At 56.4% G+C, this 24,441-nt stretch carries 23 protein-coding genes; 2 read left to right on the top strand and 21 right to left on the bottom strand.

The features are described 5' to 3' along the window. Nucleotides 1–52: 52 nt before the first annotated feature. Complete coding sequence (locus KJW29_RS06815; protein WP_214629206.1) at nucleotides 53–412, bottom strand: Asp23/Gls24 family envelope stress response protein; 360 nt, start codon at nucleotides 410–412, stop codon at nucleotides 53–55. 213 nt (nucleotides 413–625) lie between these two features. Here KJW29_RS06815 and rpmB point away from each other — a divergent pair, with 213 nt between their 5' ends. After that, nucleotides 626–814 carry a 50S ribosomal protein L28 gene (gene rpmB, locus KJW29_RS06810; RefSeq protein WP_068683988.1) on the top strand — a complete coding sequence of 63 codons (189 nt, stop codon included), beginning with the start codon at nucleotides 626–628 and terminating at the stop codon, nucleotides 812–814. Nucleotides 815–921: 107 nt separating this feature from the next. On the opposite strand, the gene spoVM is transcribed toward rpmB, so the two are convergent. The 20 genes from spoVM to KJW29_RS06710 form a co-directional block, all read right to left on the bottom strand. Further along, entirely contained in the window at nucleotides 922–1,002 is an 81-nt protein-coding gene (spoVM, locus tag KJW29_RS06805) for a stage V sporulation protein SpoVM (RefSeq protein WP_040711006.1), read from the bottom strand. A 173-nt stretch (nucleotides 1,003–1,175) separates the two neighbouring features. Further along, complete coding sequence (locus KJW29_RS06800) at nucleotides 1,176–1,442, bottom strand: hypothetical protein (protein WP_246608618.1); 267 nt, start codon at nucleotides 1,440–1,442, stop codon at nucleotides 1,176–1,178. Between the two features lie 12 nt (nucleotides 1,443–1,454). After that, complete coding sequence (gene rpe / locus KJW29_RS06795) at nucleotides 1,455–2,099, bottom strand: ribulose-phosphate 3-epimerase (RefSeq protein WP_214629205.1); 645 nt, start codon at nucleotides 2,097–2,099, stop codon at nucleotides 1,455–1,457. Between the two features lie 5 nt (nucleotides 2,100–2,104). Next, on the bottom strand, nucleotides 2,105–3,073 hold the full coding sequence (gene rsgA / locus KJW29_RS06790) for a ribosome small subunit-dependent GTPase A (RefSeq protein WP_214631026.1): 969 nt from the start codon (nucleotides 3,071–3,073) through the stop codon (nucleotides 2,105–2,107). Then, entirely contained in the window at nucleotides 3,036–5,168 is a 2,133-nt protein-coding gene (gene pknB, locus KJW29_RS06785) for a Stk1 family PASTA domain-containing Ser/Thr kinase (RefSeq protein WP_214629204.1), read from the bottom strand. The genes rsgA and pknB overlap by 38 nt, the downstream gene beginning before the upstream one ends. Beyond that, complete coding sequence (locus KJW29_RS06780) at nucleotides 5,165–5,935, bottom strand: Stp1/IreP family PP2C-type Ser/Thr phosphatase (protein ID WP_087567784.1); 771 nt, start codon at nucleotides 5,933–5,935, stop codon at nucleotides 5,165–5,167. Before KJW29_RS06780 ends, pknB begins: the two co-directional genes overlap by 4 nt. A gap of 6 nt (nucleotides 5,936–5,941) precedes the next feature. Continuing rightward, the gene (rlmN, locus tag KJW29_RS06775; protein WP_214629203.1) at nucleotides 5,942–6,988 is read right to left on the bottom strand and encodes a dual-specificity RNA methyltransferase RlmN; all 1,047 of its coding nucleotides are present in this window, start codon (nucleotides 6,986–6,988) and stop codon (nucleotides 5,942–5,944) included. Nucleotides 6,989–7,098: 110 nt separating this feature from the next. After that, on the bottom strand, nucleotides 7,099–8,664 hold the full coding sequence (gene rsmB, locus KJW29_RS06770) for a 16S rRNA (cytosine(967)-C(5))-methyltransferase RsmB (RefSeq protein ID WP_214629202.1): 1,566 nt from the start codon (nucleotides 8,662–8,664) through the stop codon (nucleotides 7,099–7,101). Continuing rightward, the gene (fmt, locus tag KJW29_RS06765) at nucleotides 8,661–9,623 is read right to left on the bottom strand and encodes a methionyl-tRNA formyltransferase (protein ID WP_214629201.1); all 963 of its coding nucleotides are present in this window, start codon (nucleotides 9,621–9,623) and stop codon (nucleotides 8,661–8,663) included. Before fmt ends, rsmB begins: the two co-directional genes overlap by 4 nt. Nucleotides 9,624–9,626: 3 nt before the next feature. After that, on the bottom strand, nucleotides 9,627–10,112 hold the full coding sequence (gene def, locus KJW29_RS06760; protein ID WP_214629200.1) for a peptide deformylase: 486 nt from the start codon (nucleotides 10,110–10,112) through the stop codon (nucleotides 9,627–9,629). A 41-nt stretch (nucleotides 10,113–10,153) separates the two neighbouring features. Next, on the bottom strand, nucleotides 10,154–12,667 hold the full coding sequence (priA, locus tag KJW29_RS06755) for a primosomal protein N' (protein ID WP_214629199.1): 2,514 nt from the start codon (nucleotides 12,665–12,667) through the stop codon (nucleotides 10,154–10,156). Further along, complete coding sequence (gene coaBC, locus KJW29_RS06750; protein WP_108991635.1) at nucleotides 12,664–13,881, bottom strand: bifunctional phosphopantothenoylcysteine decarboxylase/phosphopantothenate--cysteine ligase CoaBC; 1,218 nt, start codon at nucleotides 13,879–13,881, stop codon at nucleotides 12,664–12,666. Before coaBC ends, priA begins: the two co-directional genes overlap by 4 nt. A 70-nt stretch (nucleotides 13,882–13,951) precedes the next feature. After that, a complete protein-coding gene (locus tag KJW29_RS06745) occupies nucleotides 13,952–14,476 on the bottom strand; it encodes a YfiT family bacillithiol transferase (protein ID WP_087567777.1) in 525 nt (174 codons plus the stop codon). 176 nt (nucleotides 14,477–14,652) lie between these two features. Continuing rightward, nucleotides 14,653–15,087, bottom strand: coding sequence for a DUF6157 family protein (locus KJW29_RS06740; RefSeq protein ID WP_187099985.1), 435 nt, complete (start codon nucleotides 15,085–15,087; stop codon nucleotides 14,653–14,655). Nucleotides 15,088–15,480: 393 nt separating this feature from the next. Continuing rightward, nucleotides 15,481–15,690, bottom strand: coding sequence for a DNA-directed RNA polymerase subunit omega (gene rpoZ, locus KJW29_RS06735; protein ID WP_214629198.1), 210 nt, complete (start codon nucleotides 15,688–15,690; stop codon nucleotides 15,481–15,483). A gap of 16 nt (nucleotides 15,691–15,706) precedes the next feature. After that, nucleotides 15,707–16,318, bottom strand: a complete 612-nt coding sequence (gene gmk / locus KJW29_RS06730) for a guanylate kinase (protein WP_087567775.1) — start codon at nucleotides 16,316–16,318, stop codon at nucleotides 15,707–15,709. A 21-nt stretch (nucleotides 16,319–16,339) separates the two neighbouring features. Further along, nucleotides 16,340–16,600 carry an extracellular matrix/biofilm regulator RemA gene (gene remA / locus KJW29_RS06725; protein ID WP_005548256.1) on the bottom strand — a complete coding sequence of 87 codons (261 nt, stop codon included), beginning with the start codon at nucleotides 16,598–16,600 and terminating at the stop codon, nucleotides 16,340–16,342. A gap of 205 nt (nucleotides 16,601–16,805) precedes the next feature. Beyond that, nucleotides 16,806–18,686 (bottom strand): bifunctional homocysteine S-methyltransferase/methylenetetrahydrofolate reductase, encoded by a 1,881-nt coding sequence (locus tag KJW29_RS06720; RefSeq protein ID WP_214629197.1) that lies wholly within the window; start codon nucleotides 18,684–18,686, stop codon nucleotides 16,806–16,808. Next, complete coding sequence (dapF, locus tag KJW29_RS06715) at nucleotides 18,683–19,525, bottom strand: diaminopimelate epimerase (RefSeq protein WP_214629196.1); 843 nt, start codon at nucleotides 19,523–19,525, stop codon at nucleotides 18,683–18,685. The genes KJW29_RS06720 and dapF overlap by 4 nt, the downstream gene beginning before the upstream one ends. A gap of 135 nt (nucleotides 19,526–19,660) precedes the next feature. Further along, nucleotides 19,661–22,447: a calcium-translocating P-type ATPase, SERCA-type gene (locus KJW29_RS06710; protein ID WP_214629195.1), complete on the bottom strand. Its 2,787-nt coding sequence runs from the start codon at nucleotides 22,445–22,447 to the stop codon at nucleotides 19,661–19,663. Nucleotides 22,448–22,685: 238 nt separating this feature from the next. Here KJW29_RS06710 and KJW29_RS06705 point away from each other — a divergent pair, with 238 nt between their 5' ends. Then, on the top strand, nucleotides 22,686–24,434 hold the full coding sequence (locus tag KJW29_RS06705) for an Rqc2 family fibronectin-binding protein (protein ID WP_214629194.1): 1,749 nt from the start codon (nucleotides 22,686–22,688) through the stop codon (nucleotides 24,432–24,434). The last annotated feature ends 7 nt before the right edge of the window (nucleotides 24,435–24,441 follow it).

Raw genomic sequence — 24,441 nt, 5'->3', positions numbered from 1 at the left:
CAAGATCCGATCCGTTAATAGAGCGCTTACCCAATGAAAATTCCCCTTCCCGCTACCTGGATACCCTTACGTCTTGTACAAATATATGGACTTCATTTACCTGTAAGCCAATGACATTATTCAGGACGTACTTCACCTTGGATTGAATGTTGTGCGCCACTTCGGAAATCTTCGTTCCGTAGCTTACGATAATATGGAGGTCGATATGCAGTCCGTCATTCTCGCGCCGCACTTCCACGCCGCGGGACATATTCTCCCGTCCAAGCAACTCCGCGATCCCGTCTTTGAGGCCTTTGCGCGAAGCCATTCCTACAAGTCCATAACAATCCATAGCCGCCGAGCCGGCCAAAACGGCAATGCAATGATCGGTAACATGAATGGAACCTAGTTCGGTGCTTAGCTGCAGTGACATGGAAATTCACTCCTTACTGTTATCTATTATGGACTAAGAACCATTGTACTATAAACAAACGTGATATTGAAGTCCGTACAACAATTCCCCCATGAACCTATAGATTTGGCTTGAACGGAATGGAAGTTTATGATACGATATTCGAGTGTGTTTAATAAGAGTGGTCTCTCGAAGTTGATTTTGTCTCTGGCAAAATGTTAAGGAGGTGTAGTCATGTCCCGCAAATGTTATCTCACTGGCAAATCGCCGCGTCAAGGCAATAACGTTTCCCACGCGAACAACAAGACACGTCGTTCTTGGGGCGTCAATGTGCAGAAGGTGCGCATTCTTGTAGACGGCAAGCCTAAGCGCGTTTATGTCAGCGCTCGCGCGTTGAAATCCGGTAAAGTTACTCGCGTATAATCATGGCTCACGCCATAGACAAAAGCACCTGAGCGCTCAGGTGCTTTTATTTTTCGCTTTTCCCTCATATCTCTGTTGTATGGGCAAGGCTGCGCGCTGCATCGGCATTAACTTTTTTGGAACGTATTCAAAATCGCTTTGACAAATCCGCCCAGAAATTTCGGCAGTTTTATTGTATAGAATTTCATGCCTCATCCCTCCTCAGACACGCTCATGAAATTGATCCGTGACCTATCCCGCGCTCATGTAACCATCCTATGCGAATATTCCATGTCCTATTCCAATCGAAGCCTGGCAATCGCCGCAAACGCAAGCAACCGCTCCCGATAGAACGGGAGCGGTTATTTGTCGTATCGGCCAATTAAGCCGGGATAGGATTGTCCTTGATGTACACATACATGGCGTAACATAACGCTGCAAGAAAGTAAAATACGATGGCAAGCACAATAAAGGCGACTCGCAAGCCGACCGTCTCGAACCGGCGAAAAAAACGGATGCCGATATAAAGCGCTAGCAAGGAAAAAACGTATTTGATCAGATCGGGAATATTCGCGAACAAAGCAAGCGAAACGCCGGCCAAAAACGAATACAAGATGACCCAGAAGCTCGTACGTACAGAATCCTTCAACCTTGTCCCTCCCTAACGCAGCGCCGCGATTGCGGCAGCGCGGTCTTGCTGGGCGAATACGGCGTTGCCGGCCACCAGCACGTTCGCGCCCGCCTCGCGCACGAGCGGAGCCGTCTCCGCGTTAATGCCGCCGTCAACTTGCACATGTACGCCTTCGAGTCCTCGCTCCGTGAGCATCGATTTCACTTGGCGCAGCTTAACGAGAGAATACGGAATGAACGATTGGCCGCCGAACCCCGGATTTACCGTCATAATAAGCACCAGATCCAGGTCGTGAATGACAGGCTCCAGAAGAGAGACAGGAGTGCCGGGATTAAGGGCGACGCCCGCGGGCAGTCCTTTCTCCTTAATGGAGTGAACGGTGCGGTGCAGATGCGTACAGGTCTCCGCATGAACCGTGATGCGATCGGCCCCGGCAGCGATATAATCGTGGAGCGACAGCTCCGGCCGTTCGATCATGAGATGGACATCGAACGGCAGCGTAGTGGCGGTGCGCACTGCGGCGATGACGGGCGGTCCGAACGTCAGATTCGGTACGAAGTGCCCGTCCATCACATCCACGTGAATCCAATCCCCGCCGGCCGCCTCTGCAGCCGCTATCTCCTCGCCGAGCCTCGAGAAATCAGCTGATAAAATCGAAGGAGCGATAATCGTCATGTTGGTTAGTACCTCCGTTTAATATCTTTCATTTCCTCCAGAAACAACAAGTAGTTATCGTAACGACTCTGCTCGATGTCTCCATCCTCCAGCGCCGACAGCACCGCGCAGCCCGGTTCGTGGACATGCGTGCAGCCCCGGAACTTGCAGGAAGGGGACAGCTCTCGCATCTCCACGAAACAGTAGCCAAGATCCTCGATGCCAAGCTCGCCGAAGTCAAGCTGGCTAAAGCCCGGCGTATCCGCGACGTAACCGCCGCCGATGTCTACAAGCTCCACATGGCGAGTTGTATGTTTGCCGCGCCCCAACCGATTGCTTATTTCGTTGGTTTCCAGCGTCAGACCCGGCACGATCGCGTTAAGGAGCGAAGACTTGCCAACTCCGGATTGCCCTGCGAATACGGCAAGATGCCCCCGGAGTCTTGCTTGCAGCTCCTCGATGCCGGAATGCTTGCGGGAGCTTGTCCCGAACACCTCGTAGCCCAGCTTCCGATAGATGCGCTGAACGGAAGAAGCCGCTTCCGCGGCCTCCTCCGTCATCTCTCCCTCGGCTTCCAGATCCCGCTTGCTCAGGCACAAGACCGCCGGGATGCCGGCATGCTCGATATGAACGAGAAACTTATCCAGCAATTGAAGGTTAAGCACTGGCTCCGTCACGGAAAAGACGAGGATGGCTACATCGATGTTGGCCACGGGCGGACGTATGAGCTCGGAGGAACGCTCGCGCAGCTCCGTGACCGTTCCTTCGCCGTTTTCCGTCAAGACGTAGGCAACGCGGTCTCCGACCAGCGGGCTGAGGCCGCGTTTCTTGAACACGCCTCTCGCCCTGCATTGCACGGTGTCTGCGGAGTCGTTCTCGTCGTCCTTCACGTAATAGTAGCCGCTTAACGCTTTGACTATTCTGCCTTCTCGACTGTCGCCGGTTACAACGGGCTCCCTATTGTCCTCCGGCGTTTTCTTCGCCTTCCGTTCCATTTTCGCCATTGCTGTTATCTACCTCCGCTTGCACTTCCTGATCGTCTCCCGGAGCTTCCGTTTGCGGCGGCTCCGTTGCTTCCGAGCCTGGTATGTTCAGGTTCGGCGAATCGTTGCCTGTTCCGATTTCGTCGTAGTGGATTTCCACCGTATCCATGAATTGATTGTCGCGCATGACCGTCACTCGCGCTACCGTGTCGGGCGACAGAATAACGGTTACGGGAATATCGACGGTACTGTTGATCGTCCGTTTGACGCCTTCGATATTCTCGCCCGTAGCGTCGGAATACATGATTTTTACTTCGCTTGATTTGCCCGATTGCGCAGGGGATATCCGAACGTTGAATTGGTACGTTTTGGAATCCGCCGGCGGCCCGGAGCTGACGCGCAAAATGATCTTGGTCCCTTTCGGAACTTGATCGCCGGGATTGTAGTTTTCTACTTTGATGACATGATCTTTCTCATGCAAATAACTAGCCTCGTAGATGGTATCGGACTCTTCGAATACAAGCTCCTTGGATTTTAGCCAGCTTCTGGCGTCCTTGAGCCGCATATCGGCAAGATCCTCCATTAGCACCGTCTCTCGGCCCATGCTAACGACGAACGACACCTCTGCCGTTTCGGGATTGAGCTCCGCGCCCTCATCCGGCGTTTGCTCCAGAATCGTGCCGGCCTCTTCCTCGCTGTGTTCTTCCGTCACCTTGATACGGTCTTCCGTAATGCCCAAGGCGATCAGGTCATCCTTGGCGGCCTGCAGCTTTTGGCCGACATAGGATTTCAGCGCCTTTAACTCGGGTCCGTCGCTAATGGTCAGTTCGATAAATGAATTCTTTTTGACTGAAATGTTTTTCTTGGATTGTTCAATTACCACGTCCTTCGGAACATCCTTATTGAATTCCCGTAAAGGAGGTTCCTTGACCCTAAGTCCCTTCTCGGCAATCATCGCACGGGCATCCTTTTCCGTCTTCCCGATAACATAGGGCACTTCGGCCTCGCCGGGATCCAACTGGCCGAGCACCCATCGGAATCCCAGGAGCAGCAACGCGAGGAGCAGCAAGGTAATGCCTACCACCAGCAAAGGTTTCTTCCAGCCTTTCGGCCGTTTCTCCTCGTCCTGCCAATTCACGCTCGTCGTATCGCTGACGGTCGCCTTGGACTCGCTGCGCACGGCCGTATCCGACGACGCCGCAGCTACGCTTCCGCGAATGGCAGGCATAACCCGCGTCTCCTCCAGATCATGATTGACCGTAAACTCGGCGCGCGGCTCGTTTAGACGATCCGGCCGCAGGCAGGTATCAAGATCAAGGAACATCTCGTGAGCGGAGTTGTAACGTTCTGCAGGGTTTTTGCGCATCGACTTCAAAATAACATTCTCTACGCTCTGAGGAATGTGCGGGTTGACGACGCGCGGCTCCTCGAACGGCTCTTGAAGATGCTTGAGCGCTACGCTGATGGGACTTTCTCCAAAAAACGGCAGCTTGGCCGTCAGCATCTGATACAAGACGATCCCCAGGGAATACAGATCGGACTTCTCGCCGGTATTAATGCCCTTGGCATGCTCGGGAGAGAAATAATGAACCGATCCGATAACGGAGCCCGTTTGCGTAATGGTCGACGACGTCACCGCGCGGGCGATGCCGAAGTCCGTTACCTTGACTCTGCCGTTGTTCCCGATAAGTATATTATGAGGCTTGATGTCTCTATGGATAATATGATTTTGATGGGCATGATCCAGCGCGTCGCAGATCTGCATGGCGATGCGCACCGCTTCGTCCGTCTGGAGCGGCGCTCTCTCCTGAATAATCTCGTTCAGATTGCTTCCTTCGATATACTCCATGACGATGTAGTGGATATCGTCTTCCTGACCTACATCGTAGATGCTGACAACATTCGGGTGCGATAATGCCGCAGCCGACTGCGCCTCGCGGCGAAACCGGCGAATGAATTCTTCATCGCCCACGAATTGCTGCCTCAGTACTTTAACCGCGACATAGCGGTTGAGCAACACGTCGTGCGCTTTGTATACCAGCGCCATGCCGCCCCCGCCTACGCGGGTTATGATTTCGTAACGTCCTGCCAAATCATGTCCGATCATGCACTCGCTCCTCTCGCTTCGCCAGTGCGCTGCTCTTGCAGAAGCACGACCGTAATATTGTCGTCTCCTCCGCCTTCAAGCGCCAGCTGAATGAGATGATCCGCCTTCGCTTCCAGTTCCTGCGATGGATCCGCCACCACCTCGGCGATCTGCCCCTCACTGACCATGTTCGTCAAGCCGTCGCTGCATAGCAGCAGCACGTCTTCCGGATACCATTCGATCGACTGGACGTCGATCTCCACCTCGGGATCGGTGCCGATTGCCCTTGTCAGCACATTACGGCGCGGATGATGAACGGCTTCCTCGGCGCTCAGTTGACCAGACTTCACGAGCTCATTCACTAACGAATGATCCATCGTGAGCTGCTCCATGCCGTTCCCTCCTATACGATAAGCGCGGCTGTCCCCTACATGGCCGATGACGGCCGTTCCCGGCAACATCAAGACTGCAACGACCGTAGTTCCCATATTATGATATCGTTCGTTGCGCGATGCCATCGCATAGATCGTCTCGTTTGCCTCCGCAATCGCCTGGCGAATCAGCATCTTGCCCTCCGCTGCGGATAGGGACGCCTTGTCCGCATGCTGCTCGAAGGCGCCGCGGAACGTGTCGACGGCCGTCTGGCTGGCCACATCGCCGGCTTGATGACCGCCCATCCCGTCTGCCACCATGGCAATCGCGATGCCGCCGCCGAGCGCGCCTACCCAGCACTGGTCTTCGTTCACCTGGCGCACTCGTCCGATATTACTAAGAGTTGCCGTTAACAACGCTCATCACCTCGTCGTAGACTCCATATGTTTGGCACGCAGCTGTCCGCATGCCGCCGCAATGTCATGACCCTGCTCCCGTCTGATCGTCACGTTGATGCCGTTGCGGTCCAGAATACGCTGGAATTCGAAAATATCCTCGCGCGGCGTCCGGACGTAATTGCGTTCGGGCACGTGATTAACCGGGATAAGATTAACGTGACAGAGCAGATCCTTAAGCACGTCGGCCAGCTCTTGCGCATGCTCCGCCTGATCGTTAACGCCTCCAATCAAAGCGTATTCGAACGTAATCCGGCGACCGGTCTTCGCGATGTAATAGCGGCAGGCCTCCATAACGTCTTCGAACGGAAAACGGCGGTTGACCGGCATCAGCTTTGAGCGGAGCTTGTCGTTAGGCGCATGGATGGACAGCGCCAGATTGATCTGCGTATTCTCATCCGCGAACTTGTACATGCTTGGCACGATCCCGCTTGTCGATACGGTAATATGTCGCTGACCGATGTTGAGCCCTTTCTCATGAATCATGAGGCGCAGAAACGTCATCGTTGCTTCGTAGTTCTCGAAAGGCTCGCCGGAGCCCATAATCACGATGCTGGAGACGCGCTCGCCCGTAGCGTCCAGCATCTGCTGGGCCGTGACGACCTGAGCCACGATCTCGCCAGCGGTTAAGTTGCGCTTTAGTCCGCCGAGCGTAGAGGCGCAGAACGTACAACCGATCCGGCAGCCGACCTGCGTGGTCACGCAAATGCTGTTGCCATAGTTGTGACGCATAATAACCGTCTCGATCGCATGAGCGTCGTGCAAACCGAACAGAAATTTAACCGTGCCGTCCTTGGACTCGAACTTCGTAATTTCGGTAAGCGTAATAAACTGGAACTCGGCCTCCAGTTTGTCGCGCAGAGCCTTGGGCAGGTTGGACATCTCCTCGAAGCTCTTTACGCGCTTTACATAGATCCAATCGAACAGCTGATCGCCGCGAAAAACGGGCTCGCCGTTCTCCTTCATCCAATCCTTTAAGTCTTCCAGCGTATAGTCATAAATAATGGGTTTCATCTTCATCACACCTGTATCTGCAAAGTAGACGGCACTAAAATTCGGGAGCTCCGATTCCCGGCCTGTCGCCGTCGTCGATTTATTTTACCACAAACGCCCAAGCCAAGCCATCAACGGACTCTCGACATGCGCGCGATAAAGAAGCCGTCGCTTCCGTAATGCTGCGGCAGCAACTGCAGTTGCCCCTCGAAGGAGCCCTCAATGAGTCCCGCTTCGCGAAACGTCGCCAGCAGCTCCTCCGGCCATTCGGGATCCAATTGGAATTCGGCGTGGTCTCTCAGAAACGCGGCGATTTGCTCCTCGTTCTCCGCCCGCTCCATCGTGCAAGTGCTGTAGACGAGCGTGCCGCCCGGCTTGACCAGACCGCAGACAGACTCCAGCAGCCTGCGCTGCACGGCGCAAATCTCCGCGATGTCGCCTTCGGTCTTCGTCCACTTGATCTCCGGCTTGCGCCGGATGACGCCGAAGCCCGAACATGGCGCGTCCAGCAGCACCGCGTCCATGGATTCCGGAGCGAAACGCTCGCCGAGCGTCGAGGCGTCGCCGGTGATGGCTTCGACGTTGCGAAGCTTGAGCCGCTCCGTCTGCTGTACGATCAGCTCGCGCTTGTGCGCATGCAGATCATTGGCCCATATCTTGCCCTTGCCTTCCATCAGCTCCGCCAGATGCGCGCTCTTGCCTCCTGGCGCCGCGCAGCAATCCAGCACCTTCATGCCCGCCCGGGGATTTACCACCTCGGCGACTAACATGGAGCTCTCGTCCTGGAGCGACCAGCGTCCCGATAGGAAGCCGGCCATATCTGCCAGATGGCCCCCGGATTCCACGACTATGCCGGCCGGCGCAAGCGCGGAAGGTTTCGCTTCCAGTCCTGCTTCGCCAAGCTCTGCCAGAAGCTCTTCCCGGCTTCCTTGAAGCGGGTTGACGCGGATGCTGGCATGCGGAGAACGATTGCCCGCCTCGCAGATGTTCTCGGCAACTTCGTATCCATACGCGTCCGCCCAGCGGCGGACGAGCCACTCCGGATAGGAGTGGCGCAGCGCGATCGTCGCGATGGGATCGTCCAGTTTAATGCGGGACGGCGTCAGCTCGGAGCGGCCGCGATCCATGCTTCGCAGCACGCCGTTTACCATGCCGGATATGCCTGCATGGCCTCGGCGCTTTGCGATAGAGACGGCTTCGTTAACCGCCGCGTGGGGCGGAATGCGATCCAGATAAAGCAGCTGATAGGCGCTAAGTCTCAGAAGCTGATGCACCCAGGGCTGTAGCTTGGCCACACCTTTGGCGACGAACTTATCAAGCCAATGATCAAGCGTCGCCTGCCGCCCTATCGTGCCGTAGACCAGCTCCGTCGCAAGCGCGGCGTCAGGCCTCGATAGCTCGGAGTCCTGCAGAGCCCGTTTAAGCTGCAGATTGCTGTACGCGCCGCTTCCCGCGACTTTGGTGAGTATATCCAGGGCAAGCTCGCGAGGCGTGACCTGTCGGCGAGAAGAGGGAGCAGCGCCGGTTCGGCCGGCATGGCTTCGCGTTTGCGCTTGTGCCCCGCGCTGTCCGCCCGGCTTGCCCGTCTTGACGCCTTGACCGCCTTTGGGGCGGCCGCCTGCGCTGCCTGCGCTCCTTGCGGCCGATTTGCCGGGTCCGGTCGGCTGCGCGCGCCGATCACCTTCTCTGCCGCTCATAACGAGCCTCCTTCGTCGCCGAATACCGTCCCGGGCTCAAGCCGCGCGCCTTTCAGCCACTCTGCGGCGTTCATCGCGCGTTTGCCGGCGGGCTGGATCTCCGTGAGAAGCAGCTTGCCTTCGCCGGTTGCCACGACAATTCCGTTCGGTCCTGCTTCAACGACCGTTCCAGGCTGAGCGGAGACGCCGGAACCGGCATGTTTGCCGGAGGCAACCTCGCAAGCCCGTACCTTAAACACTTCTCCTCCGAGGAAGGTGAACGCGCCGGCCATCGGCGATAGCCCTCTCACTTGATTGAACAGCTCTCGGGCGGAACGGCTCCAATTCATACGTTCGTCTTCTCTTGTCAGATTGGGGGCGTAGGTCGCTTCCGCGTCGTTCTGAGGCACGGCTTTCGCCGTCCCGTCGATGATCGACGGCAGCGTCTCGCCAAGCAGCTCCGCGCCGGCCAGGCTCAGCTTCTCGAACATCGTGCCCGACGTATCTTCATCCGTTATCGGCAGCTCCACCACGCTGATCATGTCTCCGGTATCCAGACCTTCGGCCATGTACATAATCGTTACGCCGGTCGAACTCTCTCCATTGATGATAGAACGCTGAATCGGCGCGCCGCCGCGATACTTGGGCAGCAGCGAGCCATGCACATTGATGCAGCCAAGACGCGGAATGTCCAGTACCCCCTTGGGCAAAATTTGACCGTAAGCGGCCGTCACGATGAGCTCCGGAGCCAGCTCCCGGATGACTTCTACGGCTTCCGGGCTGCGCATCCGCTCCGGCTGCAGCACCGGCAGCCCAAGCTCCAGCGCCGCTTCCTTCACGGGGGGCGGCGTCAACGTTTTTTTGCGACCCTTGGGACGATCCGGCTGGGTAACGACAGCCGCGATGTCGTAACCGCCGTCTACGAGCAAACGCAGAGAAGGGACGGCGAAATCCGGCGTCCCCATAAATACGATACGCATCAATTATTCGCCGCCTTTTCTCGGTCTGTCGGAAATATCATAGACGCTTTCGGCGAGATCCGTAAACAGTACGCCGTTCAGGTGGTCGATCTCATGCTGGAACGCGCGCGCGAAGTAACCGGAAGCATGAACCGTGACGGACTCCCCGTCGCTGTTCTGCCCTTGTACGACAATCGATTCGGCGCGGCGGACTTCCCCGTTCAGGTTCGGAATGCTGAGGCAGCCCTCGGGACCAAGCTGCTCCCCCTCCTGCTCGACGATGACGGGATTCACCATCTCGACAAGTCCGTTCTCGTCTCCCACATCCACGACGATGACCCGCTTGGAGATGCCGATCTGCGGCGCGGCAAGACCGACGCCTTCGGCGTCGTACATCGTCTCGGCCATGTCCTTGAGCAGTTTCTTTAGGTTTGGGTTGAACTTCGTCACTTCCTTCGCGACCTCGCGCAATACCGGGTCCGGGTCCTTTACGATTAATCTGATGCCCATTTCATATCATCCTTTTCTAATCCTATAGTCTCTATCATTGCCTATATAATGACTTGCGGGTCTACATCGACGCTGAACAGGACTCTCCGCTGCGGCGGCGCCTCCTCGAAGGAAGCTAACGCTCTTCGTATAAGGGCGGAGACGTCGATGCTTCCCCGATATTTTACCACACATTGAAAACGGTAGCGATCTTTCATTCTCGGAATGGAAGAGGCGACCGGACCCAGCACCTCAAGCGCTCTGGGCAAACCCGACGCGAGCGGCACGAGTAGCCCCTCATGCTCGGCAAGACCGCGCAATTCGGCCGCGAAAGCTTCGCTCGTCGATGAGAGCAGCGCGAGCTGCTCGTGCGACATTGTAACCAGCACGAGCCGGCAATACGGCGGGTAAGCCATGACCGCCCGGTGGCGGAGCTCCTCCCGCAGGAAGGCGTCATAGTCATGCTTCTGCGCCGTTGTGATGGCATAATGCTCAGGCGCGTAGCTCTGGACGATGACCTCGCCCTTCAGCTCATGCCGCCCGGCCCGGCCCGCCACCTGCGTCAACAGTTGGAACGTGCGTTCCGCGGCGCGGAAATCGGGCAGATGCAGCGAAGTGTCGGCCGCGATAACGCCTACTAACGTTACGTACGGGAAATCCAGCCCTTTGGCCACCATCTGCGTCCCAAGCAGCACATCCGCCTTGCGTTCGCCGAACTGGCCCAGCAATTTTTCGTGTGCGTGCTTCTCCGATGTCGTATCCACGTCCATCCTGATGACCCTGATGCCGGGAAACAGCTTGGCCAGCTCTTCCTCCACGCGCTGTGTTCCCGTGCCGAAATAACGAATATGCTCGCTCTCGCAGGAAGGACATTTCGATGGCGCTCCCTCTGCGTGACCGCAATAGTGGCAGCGCAATACCCTCGACTTTTGATGATACGTTAGAGAGATGTCGCAATGCGGACAGGTCGAAGTAAAGCCGCAGGAGCGGCACATCACGAACGTCGAATATCCTCTCCGGTTAAGGAGCAGCACCGACTGCTCTCCCCGCTCCAGCCGCTCGAGCAGCGCCGCGTGGAGCGACCGGCTGAACATCGACCGATTGCCGTCCCTGAGTTCCTCGCGCATATCGACGACCGAAACCTCGGGCATCGGCCTGCCCCCGACGCGGTCGGGCATGGGAAGCAGCGAAGGCGGCCCGCCGGTTCCCCCGCCTGCAGCCGTTTCCCCGGAGCGGCCCGCTCCACGGCTGGCGGCCGCGTACGATTCCAGCGAAGGCGTGGCCGAGCCCAGCACGACGGCGGCCCCATGCTGCCGGGCTCTTCGCACGGCGACATCTCTCGCATGATATTTCGGGCTCTCCTCTTGCTTATAGGAAGACTCGTGCTCCTCGTCGATAATGATCAATCCGATTCGCTCGAACGGCGCGAATATCGCGGAACGGGCGCCGATAGCCACTTCCGCGCGGCCGCTGCGGATTTTGCGCCATTCGTCGAACCGCTCGCCGCTCGACAGACGGCTGTGCAGCACGGCGACGGCGTCGCCGAACCGGCTCTTGAATCGCTCTACCATCTGGGGCGTCAACGAAATTTCCGGTACGAGCACGATCGCCTGGCGCTCTTGCGAGAGACAAAGCTGAATGCTCTGCAGGTAAACCTCCGTCTTGCCGCTGCCCGTCACGCCGTGCAGCAGCATGGTGCGAGCCTCCCCCGCTTCCAATGCGGCGGAGATAGCGCCAAAAACCTCCTGTTGTCCCTCCGTCAGCGGCAGCGGCGATGTTCTCGCGAATGACCGATGAGCGTAAGGATCCCGCTCCCGTTCGACCTCTCGCAGCGCAAGCACTCCCTTGTCCGCCAATGCCTTCACGCTCGCCGGCGTTACACCTGCTTGAGCAACAAGCGCCTGCAGAGCGATCGGACCGCCGTGCTCCAGCATAAATGCCAAAGCGTCGCGCTGCTTCGCCGCCCGCTTCGGAATGTCCGAAAGGGCCGCAGCGGCGTCTTCGGGCGTAGCCTCCAGAAATACCGTCAGCACTTTGCGCACGGACAGACGGTCCTTGATAACCGATTGCTGGACAAGAGCGCCGCTCCTCAGCGCCTCCTTTACGACTCGGGTGTGCTGAGGGAACTTCGTCAGCAGCGTCTCCAGCTTCACTTTGCCCGACGCGGCATCCAGCCAATCCGCAAGCTCGGAAGGAAGGCCGTCTCCGGCATCCTCATCCTGAGACCAGCCGACAAACCGCTCCTCCTTGCCTTTTAGCGCGGCGGGGATCATCGCCTGGAGAGCTTGCGTCCAGGAGCAGCAATACTTCTCGCTAAGCCAACGCGACAGCTCAATCATGTCCGGCAGCAGCGGAGGGAGCGCATCTAGCAGCTCGGCGACGGGCTTAAGACGGGAACGGTCGACCTCGGCCTCGGCCGCAATCGCGATAACGAAACCTTGGAGCACTCTTCCGCCAAACGGTACGCCGACCCGGCTGCCGACTTCAATCCAATCCGCCATCCCGTCCGGCACGGAATAATCAAAAGGCCGATCCGTCTGGCGGCTCGGCACATCGACAATGACTCTGGCGATCATGAGGCGGAACCTCCGCCTGACGTTTTCATGCGGCGTACGACGACATCCATTATGCGAGCTGCGGTCTCTCTTTTGGATAATAAAGGAACATCCTCCACAAGTCCTTCCGGACCGTAGATTCGCACGGCGTTCGTATCCACGTTGAAGCCCGCGTCTTCGGAGCTGACATCATTGGCGACGATCAGATCGCATTTCTTGCGATTGAGCTTATCCAGCGCATAAGTTTCAAGATTCCCCGTCTCTGCCGCGAATCCTACCAGCAGCTGATGGCGCTTCCGCTCGCCCAGCGTCTGCAGAATATCGGTCGTCCGTTCCAGCTCAAGCACGAGACGCTCTCCCGTCTTCTTAAGCTTATGCTCATAGGTATGCACAGGGCGGTAATCCGCTACTGCGGCCGCCTTGATGACGATATCCATCTCATCGTACAAGTTAAGCACCGTCTCCAGCATCTCCCCCGCGGATTCCGCGCGGACGATCCGGACGCCACCCGGCGGAGACGCCGTCGTCCTGCCAGCAACGACCGTCACTTCGGCGCCAAGAAGCGCTGCCGCTTCGGCAAGCGCAAAGCCCATTTTGCCCGAAGAATCATTGGTCAGATATCGTACGGGATCCAGACGTTCGATCGTGCCGCCAGCCGTCACCAGCACCTTTTTGCCGCTGAGCGTCTTGCCTCGGGCGAACCAAGCCTGAACGGCCGCGACGATATCCTCCGGCTCCGCGAGTCTTCCCTTCGCTACGTATCCGCAGGCAAGCTGCCCCGTTCCAGGTTCTACGAACATCGCGCCTCTTTCGGCAAGCAATTCCATATTGATCACGACGGCGGGATGCTCGTACATATGTACATTCATGGCCGGCGCTATCACAATCGGACAGGTCGCGGCTAGCAGCGTCGTGCTGAGCATGTCGTCCGCATGGCCGCCTGCCAGCTTCGCGATGACATTCGCCGTCGCCGGTGCGACAATGATCAGATCGGCGTGATCAGCCAGATGGATATGGGAAACAACGGATGGATCGCGTTCGTCAAATGTATCGATATGTACGACATGGCGCGAGAGAGTCTGCAGCGTCAGCGGCGTAATAAATTTCGTCGCGGATTCCGTCATAATGACGTGCACCTCCGCGCCCGCCTGCACCAGCTTGCTGCATAATGCCGCTCCCTTGTAAGCGGCGATGCCGCCCGTAATGCCGAGCACTATTCTTTTACCTTGCAACATGATGCCACTCCTATTCCAAGCGTCAGCCGCGCTTCTTTGGCGCGGCTGATGCGTTGCTATATATCGTCTATTACCATTCCAACCGTTCGCGCAAATTCGTAATATGAGCCAAATGATGACGACCATGCCAGGCAACGAATCCCAGGAAGTACGACAGCTTCATTTGCATGCCCCGCTCGGGATGGTAAAATTCCTTCTCAAAATGCTCCCTTTCCATCGAGCGCAATAGCAGCGACCAACGGGCGTATAGGCCGTCGATAATAGTCAAGCTGACTTCAGGCGGCGCTTTCAACACATCCGGCAGCTGGGACCAGGGAGCTTCTTCGAATGGTTTAATGGTTGGATTGTTCTCTGTCAGCGCCAGCTTGAAGCGTGTAAAGCAATTCATGCCTGCGTCCGCGAGATGATGGGTCACTTGGCGAACCGTCCACCCTCCCGTTCGGTAGGGGGTGTCAAGCTGCCCGTCGTCCAGTCCGTCCAGAGCGGCCCGCAGTTGCCCCGGCAAAGCTTCGACCTCGGCAATCCACTTGTCTCGCTGTGCATTATTCATGCCTTCGAATAGATAACGTCCGATTGGATAACGCAATTGCTCCATGCAAATCCCTCCCAAGTATATGCTTTCAAGCGCCGTCCTCTGACGGCATCAGCCGAAGTCTCGGCCCGACAATTGCGTGCGGCCGCAAGCGGCGAGTCATTCTCCTATCATAACATATCGTAATGCAAAAAATATCGGGCAAGATGAAGTTGCACACGAACAAACCTACGGTTGCTTTAACCCTTCGCCCTGCTGCTTCGCATGCCAGCTTGAAGTTCCAGTTCGCCGGCTTCCCCCGCTTTGAGCAGGTTCTGATATTTTTCCGTTTCCTTGCCATACAACGCAATTTTACCCTCGTCGTTGTAATGCACGCCCCAGCCGAATTTCTTGGGCAGCATCGACGCTCTCATGCAAGGATGGCTTTTCGCCAGCAGCGCCGCACGTTCTTCTTCGAGCTCGACCTCGGATAATGTCCCGAGCAGCGCTTTATGACGAATATGTACCTCGAATAGCTGTTCTTCAAACGTATAACAGTAGGGATTTTCCGATAACAGCTCATATTGAATGAGATGCGCCGACTTCTCGGCCCGCCTTTGAGGCGGGATCACGCCTGTCTCGGCAGGACAGTCGTCCGAGACGCGCACAAGCATGTTGGTCCAATGTCGTTCCATCGTTTGCAACCGCCCTTCTTCAAAAAGGTTGTTCAAAAAGTCCGCTTTTTGAACTTGAACATCTGTAACAATGTACAAAAAAAGGAGAGCTCCAGTCTCGAGGCCTCTCCTTCCGTTGATAAATATTTAATTAAGAGGTTGTTCAAAAAGTCCGCTTTTGATCACGAAGTATACCAAGATGCCTACTCGACATCGAATATTGAATTCAGGCGAAACTAAGCATATGCTTACGAAGTATGTTTCCTCCGGAAACATTGCAGGTGCTCACGTAGCTTCCACTACGCTCCGCTCCTCAGTTTCTACCTTCATCCAATCTTCTACAGCGTTTTGAAAAACGCAGCTTCGGAAGCATACGCTCATGTGCTGAAAACCGAACTTTTTGAACTCGCATAATTAGTCTTCCTTCGTCGCGACTTTCTCCACTTGAATGATGTCTCCGTAAATTTCTTCGAGGGCGACGCCCACGAATTTGTGGGAACGCGGATTCAACAATTCCGACTTCTCGCCGTTGCGCAGCATGCGCGCTCTTCTGGAAGCGGCGACGACCAGCGTATATTTGCTGTCGACCTTTTTGACCATTTCGTCAATGGATGGATATAACATGGCTGATTCTCCTCACTCAAGCTTTCTCGATTGCAGTTTTCATACCCGACACATACGGTAAAAATCGATCTCTGCGGCAATGCTCCGCAATGATAATGCTTCGAATACGGTCGCAGGCGGCGTCAATCTCGTCGTTAATGACGGCATAATCATAATGCTGCAGCAAACTCATCTCCTCCACGGCCACGTTCATCCGCGTGTTGATGATATCCTGCGTTTCCGTGCCCCGTCCGGTAATGCGCTGCTTCAGCTCGTCCAAGGATGGAGGCAGCAAAAAAATAAAAATGGCTTCCGGGAACTTGTCTTTCACTTTCAGCGCGCCCTGAACCTCGATCTCGAGAATGACGTCCTTGCCGCCGGCAAGCGTCTTGTCTACGAAATCGCGCGGCGTGCCGTAATAATTGCCTACGTATTCCGCATGTTCCAAAAGCGCGTCGCGCGCAATCATATCCTGGAACTGCTCTCGCGTCTTAAAGAAATAGTTGATACCGTCAACCTCGCCCTGTCTGGGCTGCCTCGTTGTTGCCGACACGGAATACACGATCTCCGGCATTCTGCTCCGCAGCGCGGTACATACCGTGCCTTTCCCCACTCCGGCAGGACCGGACAAAACTATTAACAATCCCATTTGTTCCATAGCTCCCCGTAACTATTCGTCGTTATCGTCATCCTTGGTGGATAAGCGATGCGCAACCGTTTCCGGCTGAACCGCTGATAAAATAACATGATCGCTGTCCGTAATAATGACCGCGCGCGTCCGACGACCGTATGTGGCGTCAATCAACATATGCCTGTCGCGAGCCTCTTGAATGATCCGTTTGATCGGCGCCGACTCCGGACTAACAATGGAAATAATGCGATTTGCGGATACAATGTTGCCGAATCCGATATTAATGAGCTTAATAGCCAAGCCAGGTCCCCCTCCGCGCTTACGATCATCCCATGCGCACTTTGCGCTGCAATCTTAAAATGAACAGAATCATTGCTTTATTGTTGACAAAAAAAGGATGGAGCATACGTTTCCATTGCGCTGTTCCAACTGTACGCCCTATTTTAATTGATTTTCGCCGCGCGAACAAGCAGAAAATAGCCGCGCGGCGTAAATAACATGAGGATTAGCTAAGTTGCTTCGTATTCTGCCAAACATATTCCGTCAATTGCACGGCCATATCGTAGAACATAAACGGCGTTATGAGATAAATGCCATTAAAGTGAGGGAGCGCCGCATCGAGCAGCTCCTTCGCGATCCGCACGCCTTCCGCGCGGCCTGCCTCGCCTTCCAATCCGGTCATCCGGCTCCGCACTTCGTCGGACAGCTGAATGCCCGGCACTTCATTATGAAGATATTCGGCATTTCTTCCGTTGGCAAGCGGCATAATGCCGATGAATACCGGCACATCCAGATGTTTTGTGGATTCCGCGATACGCACGATCAGCTCGGGATCATAAACCGGCTGCGTCATGATGTAATCGGCTCCGGAAGCAATCTTGCGTTCCAGGCGCTGCACAGCCTTGTCTAGATGTTTGACGTTCGGGTTGAACGCCGCCCCTACAACGAATTTCGCACGCTGCTTAAGCGGCTTGCCGGAGAAAGCAATGCCGTCGTTCAACTGCTTGATCATACGGATCATCTCGAAGGAGGTCAGGTCGTACACGGAGCTGGAATCCGGCAAATCGCCGAATCGCGCCGGATCTCCCGTCACGGCCAGAACATGGTCGATGCCAAGCGCATCCAGACCCATCATGTGGGACTGCGTTCCGATCAGGTTGCGATCCCGGCAAGCGATATGAACGAGCGGGCGAATGTCCACGCGTTCCTTAAGCAGCGCGGCCAGCGCCAGATTGCTCATTCGCGTAACGGCGAGCGAGTTGTCCGCCATCGTAATCGCGTCCGCTTTGATCTCCTTAAGAGCCGCTGCCCCCGTCATGAACTTGCTTATATCGAGATCGCGAGGCGGATCCAGCTCTACGATGACCGTGTGGCGCTGCTTAACAAGATTCACGATGTTGGGAGTCTCATCCCTATCCCCCTCGCCAGTGCCTCCCGCAAGGGCTTCCGTGACGGATATTGCTGCTGACTCCGCCAGATTCGCGCCAGGCGCTGCAGGCACGTATCCGGCAAGAGCAGCGGCCATTGCGGCTACATGCTCGGGCGTTGTTCCGCAGCATCCGCCGATAATGCGGGCGCCGCGATCTGCGAAGCGCTTCGCGCTCTCCGCAAAATATTCCGGTCCGGCCGAATACGCATATTTACCATCGACGTAGTCGGGTATTCCGGCATTCGGATAGACCGACATGGGCACATCCTCAGGTCTCTCGCCGATGGAATCGATGGCGCGCATAATCCCGTTCGGGCCGCTGCGGCAGTTAAAGCCGATCACATCGGCTCCCATCTCCTTAAGCTCGCGGAATGCATCGGACAGCGCGACGCCATCCAGCGTTCGCCCGACGTCCTCGACCGCGAATTGGCAGATGACCGCGATATCGGTAAGCTTGCGGGCAATCGACATGGCTAGCTTCATCTCCGCAAGGTCGTAGAAGGTCTCCAGAAGCAAACCGTCGACTCTCTCTTCGAGCAGCGCCTTCATCTGTTGCTCGTAGGCATCCGCGACAAGAGAAGTCCGTAAGTTCTTTAGCTTGCCGTCCCGGATGGAGCCGATTGCGCCTACGACATAGGCATCCGGACCAACCGCGGCCCGCGCGATTCGGACGCCGGCACGGTTGATCGCTTCCATCTCGCTCTCCAATCCGTACTTCGACAGCTTGACGGAGTTCGCGGAAAACGTGTTCGTCTCGATAACGCGTGCGCCAGCTTCGTAATACTGCCGGTGTACGTTCTCAATGACATCCGGCTTCAATACGTTGAATTCCTCATAGGAAACGCCAACCGGAAACCCCATCTGGTACAAATAGGTTCCTATCGCGCCGTCTCCGGTCAGGATGCGCTCTGCGAGCGCCTCTCTCAGGCTAAGTTTCGCTGCCAACGCGCCGCTCATCGGGACACCTCCAAGGACCCGCGGAATACTTCCGCGGCAGGTCCGGTCATATAGACATGATTGTCGGCTTCGTTCCACTCGATAAGCAAATCGCCGCCTTTGAGAGATATCGTAGCGGTACGGTCTGTCGCGTCCGTGAGCACGGATGCAACGAGGGTCGCGCAAGCGCCGGTGCCGCAAGCAAGCGTCGGACCCGCGCCGCGTTCCCAGACGCGCATGTCTGCTTGCGAACGGGAATTAACCGTTACGAATTCCACGTTGATCTTGCGGGGGAACATCGGATGTTTTTCCAGCTTCGGTCCCCAGGTATCCAGGTCGAAGTTTGCGGCGTCGTCCACATAGATAACGCAATGCGGATTGCCCATAGATACCGCCGTAAACGAGAACGTCCGGCCGTCCACTTCGATGGGATGTTCGATAACACGCTCCGCATCGATTGTCGTCGGCACTTTAAGCCCTTCCAAAATCGGCTCGCCCATATCGACGCGCACGCTTACCGCTTTGCCGCCCTCTACTGCGAGCTGAACCTTCTGCACGCCGGCGCCCAACGTCTCGACCGTAATCTCTTCGCGGTTCGTCAATCCGTTATCGTAGACGTACTTCGCCACGCAGCGAATCGCGTTGCCGCATTGCTCCGCTTCCGAACCGTCGGAGTTGATGATGCGCATGCGGAAGTCCGCTTTCTCGGAAGGAAGAATATAGACAAGACCGTCGGCGCCGATGCCGAAGAACCGATCGCAGACGTCAAGCGCCAGCTCGGACGCATTGTCCGGCAGCTGACGCTCGCCGTCTACTATTATAAAGTCATTGCCCAAGCCATGCATTTTCGTGAAATTCATCTATCGTTCTCTCCCTTGCAACAGCTGCTAGTATGGATGATTTCTCTATTACTCATTCCTACTAGCATACCGCAAAAGGTGGAGAAAGGCTATTCACTTTTTATATCAACATTTGCACAAATCCCCCGGCGCGGATTAGCGCGATACCGTCTGGGGACCAAGCGGCCACTTGCCCGCCGGCTTGCGTTTCGTCTTGCCAAGCACGCTGCCGATGCCCATAATGAACGTCGGAATGCCTGCCGCTACGAAGACGAGACACCATTCGCGGAAGCCGATCGGCACCGTCTTGAAGATGGGCTGCAGCGCTTCGATATACAGCACGCCGACCATGAGCAGCAAAGACGACAGAACCGCGAGCACCAGGTATTTGTTCTGGAACGGATTGCGGTGGAAGATGGACCTTGAGCTTCTGCAGTCGAACACATGGATGAGCTGCGCCATAACTAGCGTGGCGAACGCGACTGTCTGAGCCGTCATCAAACCTTTCGGATCGTTCCCTTCCGCGACTAACGTAATCCAGAAGGCGCCGAGCGTGCAGAGGCCGATCAGAATGCCCCGGCTGATAATTTTCCATCCCAGCCTCCGGGCGAAAATATTTTCCTTGGCCTGGCGAGGCTTCTGCTGCATGAGATCCTTCTCTGCCTGGTCGACGCCAAGCGCCATTGCGGGCAATCCGTCCGTTACGAGGTTGACCCATAAAATCTGGATCGGCACCAGCGGCAATGGCAGACCCGCCATCATGGCCAGGAACATGACCATGATTTCGCCTACGTTAGAGGCAAGGAGATATCGAATGAACTTGCGAATATTCTCGTAGATGCCTCGGCCTTCCTCTATGGCGGCGACTATCGTCGAGAAGTTGTCGTCGCTTAGCACGAGCGCCGATGCTTCCTTCGAAACATCCGTCCCCGTAATGCCCATCGCGATGCCGATATCGGCTGCCTTGATGGCAGGGGCATCGTTAACGCCGTCGCCCGTCATGGCTACCGTATGTCCCCTTCGCTGCAGCGCCTTCACGATTCTCAGCTTATGCTCCGGCGAGACGCGGGCATAGACGCTGATGTCATCTGCGCGCTTCTCCAACTCCTCGTCGGTCATCTCTTCCAGCTGCTTGCCCGTCACCGATACGGCGCCGCGAGACATAATGCCGAGCTGGCCCGCGATCGCCTCCGCCGTCAACTGATGGTCGCCCGTGATCATGACGGTTTTGATGCCCGCTCTGCGGCAAGTCGCGATAGCGTCCTTTACCTCCCGGCGAGGCGGGTCGATCATTCCCGCAAGACCGATAAAGACAAGACCTTGCTCCGCATCGTCCTCCGTCTCGATCTTTTCTGCCGGACGGACATCCTTGTACGCAAGGCCCAGCACCCGAAGCGCGGAACCCGCCATGGCTTCGCCTGCTTCGGCGCACTTGCGCTTGAGCGTCGACGTAAACGGAACGACCTTGCCATCCCACAACACGTAGGAGCAATGCTCCATCAGCACGTCCGGAGCGCCTTTCGTACAAATGAGCCTGCCTCCTTGATGAGAGACAATGACGGACATCCGCTTGCGCTCGGAGTCGAAGGGGAACTCCTTCACGCGCTGATATAGCGTCTCCAGCGATTTCGCGGAGGATCCCAGCTTCGCGGCGAGCACCGCCAAAGCCCCTTCCGTGGGGTCGCCCTTAAGACGCCACTCGGAGGCAGGCTCCGGGGCCGCCCCTCTGCGCCGCTTGCCTGAGGGCTCCTCCACCCGTTCGACCTGCGCGTTGTTGCAAAGCGCCCCCACCTGCAGAAGCCGCTTCAGATGAAGATCGTGTTTCGGATCAATCGCCTTTCCGTTCTCATAGATCGCCCCCGTGGGGTCATATCCTTCTCCGCTCACTTCCAGCCTGCGGTCGCTAAGCCACACGTTGGTAACGGTCATCTTGTTCTGCGTCAGCGTGCCCGTCTTGTCGGAGCAAATGACGGACGCGCACCCGAGCGTCTCCACGGAAGGCAGTTTGCGAACGATCGCCTTCCGCTTGATCATGCGCTGCACGCCAAGCGCCAAAGCGATCGTGACGATTGCAGGCAGCCCTTCCGGGATGGCGGCCACCGCCAGGCTAACCCCCGCGAGGAACATGCCGTATGCGGGTTGCCCGTGCAGGATGCCGGCGACGACGACCATGATCGTAAGCCCGATCGCGACCATGATAAGCAGCTTGCCCAGCTGCTCCAAACGATGCTGCAACGGCGTCTCCATAGATTCCGTCGATTGAATGAGACCCGCGATCTTGCCCATCTCCGTCTCCATGCCCGTTCGAACGACGATGCCCTTAGCTGTGCCTCGCGTAAGCATCGTCCCCATAAAGCCGATATTCCGTTGATCGCCTAGCGGCAGATCGCCGTCGGGTATCGGAGCGGCGTATTTGCCGACGGGAACCGATTCCCCGGTTAATGCGGATTCCTCCGCGTAACAGCTGTTCGTTTCGATCAGGCGCACATCCGCAGGAACGCGATCCCCGCTTTCCAGATAAACAATGTCGCCGGCAACCAGCTCGCGTGCCGCTATCGTAATCAACTCGCCTCCGCGCAGCACCTTCGCCGAGGGAGCCGACAGCTCTTTGAGCGCGCGAAGAGAACGCTCCGCGCGGAATTCCTGCACGAAACCGAGCACTGCGTTAATAACGATAATAGCAATAATCGTAATGGCGTCCAGATATTCGCCGAGCAGTCCGGAGATCAGCGTGGCTCCCATCAGGATCAGCACCATAAAGTCCTTGAATTGGTTCAGCAGCAACAGAATCGGCGGAACCCTCTTCCCTTCTGTCAGCTCGTTCGCGCCGTTTTCCTCCAGCCGCTCCGCCGCTGCGGAAGGCTTAAGCCCTTCTTGCAGCGAGCTGCCCAGCCGCTCGGTCAAATCGTTTACGCCGTATTGATGCCATTTCAACTGTTCCATTGCACGACTCCCTCCCGTTTGTTGCCGGTCCAGCAGTCAGCCGCCCCGAGCATGTCCCAAGGTGAAACGGCTGTCGCCGTCCTTGGCGGCGCAGCGCGTTTCAATCGAGAATTATAGTGAACAACCGCTTAGGACAAATGTATTCGGACAGCCCGTAAAATATCCCACCGCACTTAATTTTTTGTCCCGAATATGGCATGATAGAGACATCCTGCAAAAAGAAAGGTACATAAAGACAATGGCACTCGACGGAATCGTAACACGCGCACTCGTGCAAGACCTTCAGCGCTGCGTAGGCGCACGCATTCATAAAATACATCAACCGACTGAGCACGATCTCGTGTTGTCCATTCGGGGCGGTGGAGCACAGGGCAAGCTGCTGCTCTCCGCCAATCCAACGTATCCTCGCGTCCACTGGACGACCGGAACGTATGTCAACCCGCTGGAAGCTCCCATGTTCTGCATGCTGCTTCGAAAGCATTGCGAGAGCGGCGTCATCGAAGCAGTCAGCCAGGTTGGCAATGAACGGATCATTCATATCGACGTGAGGCATCGCGACGAGCTTGGCGACCTGTCAAGCAAACGCGTCATTATCGAAATCATGGGTCGCCATAGCAACATCATTTTGATGGATGCAGGAACGGGTCTTATCCATGACGGCATTCACCATGTCACGCCTGCCATCAGCGCTTTCCGGATCGTCATGCCAGGCAGTGCCTATACGGCTCCGCCGGATCAGAACAAACGTGACCCTATCGACGTGACCGAAGAGGCGGAATTCCGCTCGCTAATGGCGGCAGCTTCAGGCGAGGATCAGACTGCCCTTACCGATGCCCAAGCTTTGGTTGCCGCTTTTAGCGGTTTCAGCCCCCTTCTCGCCAAGGAAATCGTGTTCCGATCCAAGGAAGACGGCAGCGAAGGTTCGTTATGGAACAGCTTCCGGGACATGATAGAACAGGTTCGCGAGCACCGCTATAATCCGGGTATCGTGACCGATATCGGAACGGGCAAATCAAGCTTCTCTATTACGCGCTTAACCCATATTCATGGCGAATGGTCCCCTTATGACAGCGTCAGCGAATGCTTGGAGTCGTTCTACGGCGATAAGGCGGAGCGCGATACGGTAAAGCAGCGGGCCGCGGATCTGATCCGGTTCGTGCAAAACGAAAAAGCCAAAAACGTTGCGAAGATCAAAAAGCTTCAAGAAACGCTTGAGGTGGCTCGGGACGCGGAAAAATACAGAGTGCTGGGCGAACTGCTGACGGCTTACATGCATCAGATCAATCGGGGCGACAGCTCTATTACGCTTGTCAACTTCTATGACGAGAACGCGGCGGAAGTGACGATTGAGCTGGACCCGCAGCTTAATCCATCAGAGAACGCTCAACGTTACTTCCGCAGATATACGAAACATCGCAACAGTTTATCGATTGTAGGAGAGCAGATGAGTCTGACGGAGGAAGAAATCCGTTATTTCGAAGCTTTGCTGCAACAGCTGGACAACGCTTCGCTTGCGGATATCGAGGAAATTCGGGACGAGCTGGTCCAGCAAGGTTATATGAGGGAACGGAATCGCAGAGGCCCTAAACGCAAAAAGCCGACACGCCCGGCCCTTCTCTGTTATACATCTTCAGAAGGCATTCCCGTCTATGTCGGCAAAAATAATACGCAAAACGAATATTTGACCAATCGCCTGGCTGCTCCGTCGGATACCTGGCTTCACACGAAAGACATTCCGGGTTCTCACGTCGTCATTCGCGGCGGCGACTTCGGCGACGCCACGCTGGAGGAAGCCGCGATGCTGTCCGCCTTCTACAGCCAAGCAAAAGAATCCAGCATGGTGCCCGTCGACTATACGCTAATCCGGCATGTGCGCAAGCCGAACGGCGCAAAGCCGGGCTTCGTCATCTACGACAACCAAAAGACGCTGTTTATCACGCCGGACACGGCGCGGCTGAAATCGCTGGCCAGCGAAATCAAATCTTAAGCTGGAC

Origin of the sequence: Paenibacillus agaridevorans (assembly GCF_018604145.1) — a bacterium.
GTDB classification, from domain to species: Bacteria; Bacillota; Bacilli; order Paenibacillales; family Paenibacillaceae; genus Pristimantibacillus; species Pristimantibacillus agaridevorans.
This window is presented reverse-complemented; position numbering and strand designations above follow the sequence as displayed.